The sequence below is a fragment of the Latilactobacillus graminis DSM 20719 genome, assembly GCF_001436415.1.
GTDB classification, from domain to species: Bacteria; Bacillota; Bacilli; order Lactobacillales; family Lactobacillaceae; genus Latilactobacillus; species Latilactobacillus graminis.
In genome coordinates this window covers 113,345-125,518 of record NZ_AYZB01000002.1, presented here as the reverse complement: position 1 = coordinate 125,518, position 12,174 = coordinate 113,345, and the positions used below count along the sequence as shown (strand labels likewise).

Genomic DNA, 12,174 nt, shown 5'->3' with positions numbered 1-12,174 from the left:
TGCACATTAAGTGCGTTTTTATTATATCATTAATTTTATAAAAAGTCAATAATAAAATTAATGTTTATAACCTTTTTAGTGTGGTCCGTTTTCAGTCACCGATTGCTTACATGGTGATCGTTGTATAGACGTTATAGCTATGGTAAACCAGGGCCGCCTTAATCCCCGTCGTAATGAGAGTGATTGATAGTATTACTACCAGCGCAATCATGACCCATTTCGCCTTTTTATAACCAAATTTATTGACCATTCTTTGCATCAAGATCCCTCTTTCGTTTTTTAACCCGGTGGATTTGAAAGCTACTTCCACCGATTATGATTAAAATCAGCGCAAAGCCACTTAAAATCCAATTACGGTTACGTCGATAAGCAGCATTCAACCGATTGATATATTTAGCTTGCGAAGCAGTAATCAAAACTTGCTTATGCAAGGTCTGTCGATAACGATTATTATGATTCGTCAAGGTCATGCTGTAAGTCCCCGAAACTAATCGTTTCCCCCCAAGCAACAGATCAGTATAGAAGCTCGTATTAGGTGCAATCTTCCCATTCTTAACCGTCGCATTATATTGGATGAAGTGCCATTTTTGATTCTGTAATTTGACTTTAATGTCGGCTTGCTCTAGATACATTGAATCAGGATTATTAAGCTTAACACTAATGGCCGCCTGCTTGGCTTTAGTGAACCGCGTCTTGATTGCCGGTGACTGAAGCTGTTTATAATTCTTTTTGTGGATTGATTGACCATTTAGAATCAAGCCAATTGCATACCGATAAGCATTCTTAACTGCTGATTGCTGCTGAAATTGGTTTGCACTAAGATTAATCGCAGTTGCCTTAGTCCCCTCAAAGCGGCCCGCGGTCTGAATCTTAATCGTAATGTGCTTTGTAGCACCAGCCGGTAAACTAGTCTTCTTGGGCACCGATACTAGCTGGCTACCGGGTTGTTTTAAGAGCTTACGATCGTTGGCCCGTGATCCAAGATAGTCCACAGAAGCATTATCATTGGTGGTCGCATCTTGGACCTGACCATAGATATTAATCGTGCGATCTGTCGGATTATAAACTTTAATCCGAACAGTCCTCCTTTGGTGCGGCTTGACTCGTAAATTGAAATAGCCTAACTGGCCGCCTCCCAGATTGTTCTTAGGCAACTCCGGCATGACCATAAATGTTGCATGATTGGCTGCCGGTATTTTGATGGTACTCTTCTTCTTAGCAGCTTGAACAGCTCCAATGCCAAGCGTTAATGCCAGCACAATTGCCATGCTTAAACTGAATACATATCGCCAATATCTACGCATTGGACTAACCAATCCGAATAACACGATAAAGACCGTAAGCAGCAACTAATAACAAGACCCCGTTAGCAGCCATCACGTACAACCATTTGTTAGTTGGCCGTTGTACTGAACGTTTATTTAAGCTCGTAGCCGCGGCACGAGTCACTTTAAAGTGCTTCTTGAACGTCCATGACATTGGTAACTTATTCCAGAGATTCTCACCAGTTACCTTGACAGAAACGGTATACTTACCAGGCTTCATATTGTTATACTCCCACGAGATTGGTAAAGTAACCGATGAGTTGGGGGCAATACTTGAACCGGTTTTTTCATAGAGGCGTTTATCGGCGAAAAGCCCTTGTTTGGCAACAACTGCTTTGAAATGTACATTTCTCAGGACCATCGGTTGCGTATTGCGCAGTTTAATCCCCATCGCTGGGCGCCGATTGTACAAAATTGGTTTCGTTGATGCGTACTTGAGCTCAGGATAAACCTTATAGTGCGAGCCTTGCAAATTAACCCCAATTAGATAAGCGTAATTACTGGAGATGGTCTGATCTTTAGTACTATTACCTCGGTATTCGATGAAATGCCAGCCACCGGCAATCATGCCGTTGAGCTTACGATCTGGCATCTTGATGGTTGCTTGGATGACCGTTGTTTCTTCTGGTCCGAGGTGAATGACACGATCAGATTTCCGTACAGCACCAATCGTGGTTAATGGTACCTTTGCACTAGGATCCAACCCATTAGTGGCTGTTTGGAATTTCATATCACCACCCATTTGTGTCATCGAATTTTGAAATTCGTTCTTAACGGTAATTTTCTTATCGGTAAAGTTTTGGACCCGCATTTTAATGGTATGTGTAGTCCCTGGTTTGAACTTCACATCAAAGTAATTCAAACTCGTATCAACTTGTCCTTCAGGCATGATAGGTTGGATCTCGAAATCTGCTTTCTCAACACTAGAAGCAGCTTGGGCTTGTTGGGCAACCGTTAAACCGCCCATCACACCAAGCGCAACGCCTAAAATAATCGTTCTTAATAATCGTTTTCTAAACACGCTTTTCTTCCTCCTATGGTGCAACAGTTAACGTCCAATCTAAAATCGTTGCATAATACGTCTGATATCGTTTGGACGTCTCCGGCACGTGGAGCCCAATGCTGATGTCAGCGTTGTTGGGGTTCCCGAATTGATAGGCCCAACTACCATTACCCTGATTGTAACGATTGCTTGCACTACTTTTATCTTTGTCAAGATCTGGATCTTGGAAAACACCAGACTTCGTATACGTCATCAAATTCTTAACCGTAGCACCAGGTTCCAAATTAAATTGCTTAATTGAAGTCAATGCTTGAGCAGGTGTCGTATTATCAGTCGCGGCAATCACCTTACCATTCTTGAATTGGAGTTGGGCATCTTTTAAGACTTGATCTTGCTCACCAATAAATGGTTGATCTTGTGAAACTTGAAGTTGCCATGAATCAACGCCGTAATGATCAGTAACTTTGACCGATTGTGGCGTTTTGGCATCCTTTAAATAGTAAGTACTATCGGTTTGACTCGTACTATGCTTGCCAAAATACCAATCACTTGGAGCTTGAACGGAAAGCATCCGCTTGTAATACCCATAAGTGATAATGCGGACTTTATTAGTAAAGACGGGGTCATCTTTATAGGCCTTGGCCCAGTTAGCATTCGTTAAATCAGTGTCTTCGGTAACCGCATAAACTGTATATCCATCGATAACCTTCGGGGCAACTCGTTCAGGAACAACCGTTGATAGTTTCTGGCCGGTACTCCCTTTTGCATCAACTTCTTTAGAAATGTATGTTGGTTCGCTTAGATTATCGTCTTCCAAATCAACATACCGAATAATGATTTCACCATCACTCTTCTTCAGATTCAGGACAGTTTGATTAAATGGGAGCGTATTATCAACAACCGCTACATCTTCCGTCCCATCAGCAGTTTGCTTAGTTTCAGTTAACTGATCAGCCGTAAACTGACCATCATTTGTCACTTGTTTATCAGCAGCGACTGTATTGTCGTCGATTTTAGCCGTAACTATCATCTTATAATTGATAGTCGCTACGTAACCTGGTTTTAATGGCTTCGTGAGTGTAATCGTCTGATGATCGGTACTAAACTGTGCACCAGTATCAGTCGTTACATCCGTCCCGTCAGCCTTGCTGATCTTAACCACTAATGGATAATCTTGATGCGTATCTGGGTCTGTAAAGCTTAACTTGTCAGGCTTCTTCATCGTAATCGCCTTAACACGCATGTTAGTGATATCACCTGTATTATCATCAGCGGCACTCACCTTGAAACGATAATTGATGACATCTCCTTCAACCCCGGTTGTTGTTTGGCGGTAACCATCCTGGTCTGGATAATTCGGGTCACTAGAACTTGAATTGTCCGCAGTAGTTTCATTTTTTAGGGTTTGTTCGAGTTTAACTTGTTTTTTATTGATAATGTGGACCCGTGATTGGTTGGCCTTAACCTTATGTTGATAATTATCAACCTTAGTATCCGTCAAAGTCCCATCTAAATTAGATGCATATAAATTGGCATCGGTGCTAACGACTTGGGCTAGTGCATTCAATTTAACTTGTGCAATGAACTCAACTTGCAACACAGAATTACCAATATTTGAAGCATTCGCGGTCCCAAGTGGTGACTTGAAGTTAAGTTCCTTTAAGTCGGCAAACGAGTCAGGGCTAGTTAGGTTGACTGCCCCCTCTTTACCATAAGTAATCTTAATTTTTGTTCCGCTATCGTCAAAGTCGACCAATTGCATGTCATCTGGGACGTTCATGACGATATCCTGCATAGCTGCTTTTAATAAGGCGTCGGTATTTTTCGCTCCTAATTTAACTCGGAAAAGATATCTAACTTTATCACCTGGAACGGCGTTAACATCAGCCTCATCATTAGCCATTGGACCATGCCACTTTCCATTAGTGGTTGCATTCAGAATGTCTTGTTCAAACGAGGCAGTATTCTTAGATGCTTTAATCGTGATATCCGCTTCATTAAATAAGTTACCTGCATCCGTTGCATTGGCAGTCGGTTGCTCGGTAAGCGACTCAGCCTTCAAACGGCCAGTTTGGCCATAAGTCCCGGCTTTAGTAGCGGTTCGTTTGAAGGTCACAACAACATCTTGACCCGCTTTAATGGGCGTTTCAATTTTAATTGCGTAATCATTAGTTGCGGTTTTTACCAAGGTCCCTTTACCAGCCTTACCACCGACTGTAACATTGATTGAATCATCAACCGGAGCACTTAGCCCATCGTCGGGGTTCATTTGAATTTGATTAATCATCGCATCGGTGATGCTAGCAGTATTCGTGGTTTTCGCTTTGAATGCAAAGCGATACCCAATTTGATCACCAACGTTCCCAGTGGTCTTCGAGATATTATCGACGACTGGTTGCCAATCCTCACTAGGCGTATCATCGTTCTTAATCGTTTGTTGCAAATCTTGGACTTCCCGAATTGGATCAGGCACCTTAACATGCCCATATGCTTCGTTACTATCCCAATTTTGTTCGGTCGATCCTGCAGCTTTAATGACATCTAAATTAGCGGTATTAGCAATTTTTACGTACGTATGACCATTAGCAGTCACCGTCGGAAGACTACTTAAGTCAGCATCGGCAGCCACTGACGTCTCAATTGTCATATTATAGGTCTTGGTATAGTTGGCTTCGTTATTCAGAAACTCAGCTTTAGCGTTTGCAACAACCTGATTGCCATCGGTACTAATCTCGAATTGATCAGAGACATCGGTCTGGCCATCTCGTTTGATGATAACTTTGTCGACCTTCAAGTTCTGATTAATCGGATCTGTTAAAGTAAATTTCGTTGCCGGATGGAAGGTGCTAATCGTTGTATGATCCGCGAAACTGGTATCTTGTGGGTTCGTAATTGTACTCCCACGGTACGGTAGGGTCGCCACGACATTATAGTTAATCGCGTTATCATCCCAGTCTTGGTTCCAAGTATCACCATCTCCGGATTTTCCGGGTGCTGAAAAGGCAACCGGAACCAGCGATGTCGCTAGAAAGTCAAGTCGTTGCCCATCAGAAATGCCGTACTGGATGGAATCGGTATCGTGGAACGTGACGGTCGTCCAAGCGTCCGTATCTTCGGGTTTAATTAAGTCAATATTCCCCATGTCGCCATCTCCGCCATAATCAGTCTTACTATAATCACCATTATAATTATAATAATCATTATTACCGATGCTATTGGTAATTATCGTCGATGGATCAGCATCTGAATTGTAGGTTCCTTTAGGTGTGATCTGCGAATTCTGATTGTTCGTAACATAGACATTATCAATATGGCTATCTTTAGAAAACTGCAAGAAATCTCGATGATCCATATCACCCGCGGTTAGAAACCCAGAAATCTTAATTGGCTTACCAGTTGCATCATCAAAAAATTCCAGCTTAGCCGTCGCCACTTCGCGATATTGGAGATAAGCTGTGGGGTTAACATTAATATACGCGCCTTTCGGGCCCGATTTTAGGCTTAACGATCTAAAAGCATCACCCTTGTTGTATGTCCCAGCCATACCAAGCATATCTTGATAATCCGTATCTCCATGATATTTACCTTTCCCAATTCTAAAAGACCACTCATTAATAAATATATTATCCGTATCACTGGGAAAATTAGATATATAACCTTTAGCCTTATATTGTGGCCAGTCGTTATACCAACCATGCTTTTCTAAGCCAACAAACGACTGTTTAATGTCAATCCAGTGTTGTATACCGGTATTATCCCGAAATAGCATGACTTTCTTGTACATAATATAATCATTAGCGCTATCTAACTTGGCACCGGAAATATCCTCAGTCGATTCAGCAGCCTGACCATGATCTTCTTCAGTTGATACCCCTGGCACGTAAACAGGAAAAGCATTATATGGATAGGGAATTTCATTCTTCGAATCATCAGGAACCAAAGTACCGGAAGCATCAGCTATTGCTGTATGTGCATTACCAGCATTATCATAACTGACTGTCGTTACCCCGGCTTGTGAGGATAAGGTCTTGGAAAAATCTGGATAGTCACTATCCGGATCAAGAATTTCTTCAGCTTGCGGCTGAATCAAAACTGATTGACTTGAGGTCGCCTTTTGGGCCGTTGACTGCTTGGTAGCGGTCTTTGAACTGGCCTTGGTAGATGTTACTTCACTGGTCTGACTTGTCGAGCTGCTGGTTTCACTGCGGCTTGACGATTGTCCCGATAATGAACTGGCTAGACTCTCAGAAACAACATTCGTGCTGGCAAGTGCCTGCTGTGGATTAATCAATTTCGACATCCTTGACGTAGCGTTGGTCGGTTTAGTTGCTGTGGCTGCCCAGACACCCCCTAGTGACTGGAACATCGTCGCTGTTAAGAACATTACTGCCAATATCAGATGTATGATTCTTTTTTGCATCGCACATTTCCTCCCAATTCTAATACCTGTCGAGTCGATTATCGTTTTAAACAACTCAATGCTTATTTAGCGGTTTAATTTTAATAAATAACAAGTGCCATTTAATTGAGTGCCTTAAAATTTAAGGCTAGTCTTTTTATTGAATGTACCGGTGGTAAACATTCATGCTTAGTTGCATTCACAACTCATGAGTTATGCCCCCCTCAATAAATAACAAGTTTACACCATTAGTTAATGGCGTGCAAGTTTGTTTTATGAAATTGTTTGTTGTTAACATATTTCTATGAATACCTATTTACCGGTATTCATAGAAATTTTGTTCGTTAATTTTTTTATTTCTTTAAAAAAATACGAAATCATTCAGGTCGTTATCTTCGAGATAAAATCATAGGTCATAACTCATGAGTCATGAGCCACAAAAAATCATTTATCGCCCGATTGCGCCCTTATATCAGCTAATCTAAATTTACAAAAAAAAGCCTCGATTGAGTTAAAACTCAATCGAGGCCTTTTTTGATTAGTCATCACTATTGTTGATTTGTTTGCTCTTTAACCAGCCTTAGTCACCATAACCGTTGTTGGTTCACTCACTTGTGTTCCATTGTGTTCCGTAATGGCAATCATTGTTGGTAAATTCTTTGAATCGATTTGGTTTGTATCAATTGAAAAGGTTAAGCCATCCTCAGAAAGGTCAACCGTATACTCATTCCCATTAATCGCATCCACGGCTTGAATCGTATTCCCAGGTGTACCAACTTTACCCGTAATCTTTTGGCCTTGCCGAACTTGTATTTGATCGACTACCGGTTTGTTGGGCACAGCATTATTGTGTTCGACTATCGCGGTCCCAAATCCCTTAGTCCCTAAGGCCGTTGTTTGATCAACATAGAGTTTAGTGCCAGCTCTTTGTTGCGGAATATTAGCGATATAGGTGCCATCCGCCCCGGCAATCGCAGTGCCAATTACTAGGCCGTCTTCTGAATTAGCCCGAATTTTAACCGTTGAGCCAGCCGGCGCATTCCCCCCAACTACTTCAGTATCAGTATCCATAACAGGTGTATGAATTGTCGGTACTTGATTAATAATCGTCCAGCCTTTATCTAATTTATCCCAGTTAATCCGTCCAGCAGAGTCTGAGTTACCTAAGATATCCCAGTCTGGCGTCGCTTCAATCGACGTCACTGCTGACGCGAATTGATAGTAGGAACTATTATATGCATCAGGAATCCGTTCGCCTAAGTCAGTAATGGCTTGCCCTAAATCAATATAGATGTGGGCTTCCAAGGTGGCACCTGTCAGAAGACTAGTCAAACCAACTTGATTTTGGAAAACAAGCACATTGCGATCACGATCATAAGAGATGTCACGCCGTTCATAAGTATGTTTCTTATTCCCACCGATGTTATTGGGTGCGTAGAAGTAACTTGATGGTTCGATGTAGTCGAGGAATGTTTTACCATCTGCCGTCGTCTTATTCATTAAAGCTTTAAATTCTGCGGGCATCGCGATTTGTGTTTCAGTCTTTTCATCAATGTTCAATGACATCAATGTTGTTCCAGTATACGAAATCTGCAACATACCAGAGGTTAATGAGAAATCATTAGATAGGTGAACCCCTTCAAGCATGTTCGAACCATCGAAGGTTGTTGAACCCTTCGTCAAGATATCGACTCCCGGTAAGGGATTGGCTGCCGGTTTCTGTCCGGTCTGTGTAGTTTCATTGGTGACCGCTTGAACCGTTGTAACCCCGGTACTAATCATTAAACCCATCAACGTCGATGATGTTAATAATAAACCAACCATTTTGCTACTCTTAATCATATAGATCGCCTCCATGTGCGCTTTTAATTTTTTGAAACATATGCCGTTAATTACAGAATGTGATTAGCAACTTTTCTATGTGAATAATATATCATGTATTTTTACGACAATCAACTAATATAAACTATCATTTTTAAGTGATATATAGATAATTATTTTATGCTTAAACGCTTCTGTAAAGGCATTTTATCTGTTGCGCGTTTTAATTTGCTACAATAATTAACGTCACTCAACAATTGAGTGATGACACAAATTGTGAAATTTAAATCAATGAAAAAAGAAGCCCTTGCTGGGCTTCTTTTCGTGTTTAATTGCGTGGCGTAATTTGATACTCTTTATCAATATTATGAACAACCCGATTAAAACTCTTCATCATCTCACGTCGTGTCACAATTCCCGTGAACTCCCCGGCATCCGAAACGACCGGTAAGTACGGATGATCGACTAAGAGATGCAGCGTTTCTTCGATATTATAGGGATCTTTAATTGTCACGACATCGGTTTGCATAACATCTGCAACGGTTAACTTGCGTAGGTTTTCGAAGCTGAGATTGTTCAAACCGAGCATCGTCTCGGTAATCAGCGGCATCGTCAGCATCCCTTTGAACTTCGAATGATTATCTAAAACGGGAATACTCGAATATTTAACCGTTGTGAGGAGAATAAAAGCATGTTCTAGAGAATTACTAGCCTGCACACTGGCAACGACCTCACCGGGAATTAAGAAATGCTCTTTATTTTCTAACAATAAATTCGAAAATGCATCTGAAATCATCACTTAGCCTCCAATCAACTTGTTAGTACCCGTTGATTGTATCAAAGACTGACACTAAAAGACCATCCATCCTACTTAAACTTTGGATAGTCTTTAGAATTAAGTACGTTGAAAGGTCAATTGCAATTGTGATACAGGAATAAACTGTCGATTATAGTATTGGACATGATACTGGTCAGGCGTGACATCAATCACTGCATAGGTACCCTTTAAGTTTCGAAACGGGCCACGCGGTTGGGCAATACTCCCTGGATTCAAGAGTAAGACCCCCGCGTGCATTTCACAATCCAATTGGTGCGTATGCCCGTAACAAGCGAGATTGGCGTGAACTTCTTGAGCCGCTAATAACAGATGGGTTAAATCGGTATTCACTCCATACAGATGACCATGGGTCAAGAAGACCCGCTGATTGTCAACACTAAATGTCGTTTTGGCCGGAAATTGACCATTGAAGTCCATATTTCCTTGAACAACGGTCATGTGCGTGAATAACGGATCATCAGTTGCTAATTCAGAGTCACCACAGTGTAACATGGTGACTGCCTGATCCTGATAATGTGCCACTAGTTGGACTAGAATCTCACGATCACCGTGACTATCACTAACAACAACAAAACGCATATTAAACAGTCCTTTCGGGCCCGAAGGCCATTTTCTTTGGTCGCACTAACGGTCCTTTAAGCTTTAATCCAGGCGCGCCATTTTTGCTTAAGTTGCTCAATTGCCTTGGCACGGTGGCTAATTTGATTTTTTTGTTCAACTGTTAATTGGGCCAAGGTAGCATCTAATGCTGGCACGTAAAATAATGGATCATAGCCAAAACCATTATCGCCGCGCGGAATACCCAATATTTGGCCTTGAATGTTGCCTTCGACGACTAAATCTTCGGCCGGCCGTTCTGGCTTGGCAAAAACTAGTGTCGTATGGAAGGTGGCCGTACGTTCTGCTGCGGGCACACCCGTTAATTCATAAAGTAATTTCGCATTATTACCAGCATCATTATGATCCCCTGAAAAACGTGCCGAATAAATACCGGGGCGTCCACCGAGAGCATCGACCATTAAGCCTGAATCATCAGCCAAGACCGGCAAATGCAAGTAAGCCGCAATTTGGTCAGCCTTCAAACGGGCGTTTTCTTCAAACGTCGCACCAGTCTCATCAATTCTGGGTAATTCAGGGTAGTCTAATAACGTCTTAATTTGAATACCTTCCGTAGCGAAAACGGCGTTAAATTCCCGTGCCTTGCCTGGATTCTTGGTAGCAATCACAATCGTCCGTTGATCAGTGTCAATAACGGGGAGCGGGGGCTCAACAGCCCGTTCAAAACCGGCTTGCCGCTGGGCGTTCGTCCGAGTAACCCCTTGACTCGCACGCAAAATCAACTCGTTGAACTCACTGCTGTTAATCGCCTGTTGTCCACTCAGTTCAAGGGCCAGTATCTGTTCTTGCGGAGTCGCCACCATTGTCATGAGACTAGTAGCTTGTTGACTCTCTACTTGGTCAGGATCAACAACTGATGCGCCATTCACCATGGCCGTAGTAACCGCGGCCGCAACTTGTTGTGGTCGTTGGTCTTTTGGTAACAAGTTCAATGCACAATAGGCAGCATTGAAGAGCTCAGCCAACAGGCCACCGCCGTCTTCAAGACAGGTAACAGTAATCGTCAAATCAGCGGTGACTAATAGTGGGCGCAAAGTGGCCTTCAACCAGTCTAAATGTTGCACCGTAACACTGCTCCCACTGACTTGAAAACTACCACTAGTCGGTTGTACCGCGGCTAAGATTTTCGTATCCCCGCGTTGCCACAAAACCGACGCAGGTTGTTGTTTTAGAAAATGCCATATGACTTGGACGGGACGCACATCATTTTCTGCACGATTATTCATTCGGACCATCGTTTTTAGCCTCCTTAATGATGACTTGCTGTGCCTTCAACTGGGGCAGTGCTAACCACTGCCGCGCAATCGTTTCAAAATTAGTGACTGAGCCAGTAGTGTAAGTTTGCAATCGGCCGGTAGTTGGTGCTGTGGCAAGTTCTTCGCGGTCTTGAAGCGCTTGGATCAAGCTATCAATCGCAGCGTGGGCCGGATCTACTAATACAACTTCCGGACCGACTGTCTGCTGAATGGCAGCCGTTAATAAGGGAAAATGGGTACATCCTAAAATTAAAGTATCAATCGCACTGCCCACCAATGGGGCAAGCGCTTGGTCGACCGTTGCTTGTACTGCTGGCCCCTGGAGTTGATTGGCTTCAATCATCGGCACAAACGTCGGTGCAGCCAGACTAGTGACATGTGTTGCTGGTTTTAATGCCTTTAATTGATGGACGTATGCACCACTATGGATGGTCCCAGTTGTCGCAATGACCCCGACATGTCGATTCTGGGTTGTAGCTAAAGCGGCTTGACTCCCCGGTGCAATGACCCCAATCACCGGAATCGACAACTGGGCTTGCAAATCAGGTAAAGCTGCTGCGGTTGCCGTATTGCAGGCCACCACCAACGCCTTAATCTGATGGGCCATTAGAAAATTAGTCATCTGCCACGCAAATTGGCGAACAGTAGCGGCTGGCTTATCACCGTATGGTAAGCGTGCTTGATCGCCTATGAAGACCATATCTTCATTTGGCAGCCGTTTCAGTGCCTCTTTCAAGAGGGTTAGGCCCCCAACACCTGAATCCATGAAACCTATGGGTTGTTTTTGCATGTTATAATTCTCTTTTCATCTCAGAATACACTCGTAAACTCTATTTTCTCTTTTTTTGATATAAAATTCAACTAAAACAACCAGATCAATCGGTGTTTCACAGCTAGCGTTAATCTTTTATAAA

Annotated in this window: 9 protein-coding genes; all 9 read right to left on the bottom strand. The window is 42.7% G+C overall.

Annotated elements, in window-relative coordinates:
• Positions 1–106 precede the first annotated feature (106 nt).
• The 9 genes from FC90_RS09160 to murI all read right to left on the bottom strand — a co-directional run bounded on the left by FC90_RS09160 (position 107) and on the right by murI (position 12,050).
• Positions 107–259, bottom strand: coding sequence for a hypothetical protein (locus FC90_RS09160; RefSeq protein WP_157053030.1), 153 nt, complete (start codon positions 257–259; stop codon positions 107–109).
• Positions 240–1,304 (bottom strand): DUF916 domain-containing protein, encoded by a 1,065-nt coding sequence (locus tag FC90_RS01180; protein ID WP_151886760.1) that lies wholly within the window; start codon positions 1,302–1,304, stop codon positions 240–242. Before FC90_RS01180 ends, FC90_RS09160 begins: the two co-directional genes overlap by 20 nt.
• A 4-nt stretch (positions 1,305–1,308) precedes the next feature.
• Entirely contained in the window at positions 1,309–2,346 is a 1,038-nt protein-coding gene (locus FC90_RS01175) for a WxLIP family cell surface protein (RefSeq protein WP_057907477.1), read from the bottom strand.
• A 13-nt stretch (positions 2,347–2,359) separates the two neighbouring features.
• On the bottom strand, positions 2,360–6,748 hold the full coding sequence (locus FC90_RS01170) for a WxL domain-containing protein (RefSeq protein WP_057907476.1): 4,389 nt from the start codon (positions 6,746–6,748) through the stop codon (positions 2,360–2,362).
• A 549-nt stretch (positions 6,749–7,297) separates the two neighbouring features.
• Complete coding sequence (locus tag FC90_RS01165; protein ID WP_057907475.1) at positions 7,298–8,569, bottom strand: Ig-like domain-containing protein; 1,272 nt, start codon at positions 8,567–8,569, stop codon at positions 7,298–7,300.
• Between the two features lie 307 nt (positions 8,570–8,876).
• Positions 8,877–9,344 (bottom strand): cyclic-di-AMP-binding protein CbpB, encoded by a 468-nt coding sequence (gene cbpB / locus FC90_RS01160; protein WP_057907474.1) that lies wholly within the window; start codon positions 9,342–9,344, stop codon positions 8,877–8,879.
• Between the two features lie 99 nt (positions 9,345–9,443).
• The gene (locus FC90_RS01155; protein ID WP_057907473.1) at positions 9,444–9,965 is read right to left on the bottom strand and encodes a metallophosphoesterase family protein; all 522 of its coding nucleotides are present in this window, start codon (positions 9,963–9,965) and stop codon (positions 9,444–9,446) included.
• A gap of 56 nt (positions 9,966–10,021) precedes the next feature.
• A complete protein-coding gene (locus tag FC90_RS01150; RefSeq protein ID WP_057907472.1) occupies positions 10,022–11,239 on the bottom strand; it encodes an XTP/dITP diphosphatase in 1,218 nt (405 codons plus the stop codon).
• A complete protein-coding gene (gene murI, locus FC90_RS01145; RefSeq protein WP_057907471.1) occupies positions 11,223–12,050 on the bottom strand; it encodes a glutamate racemase in 828 nt (275 codons plus the stop codon). Before murI ends, FC90_RS01150 begins: the two co-directional genes overlap by 17 nt.
• Between the last annotated feature and the right edge of the window lie 124 nt (positions 12,051–12,174).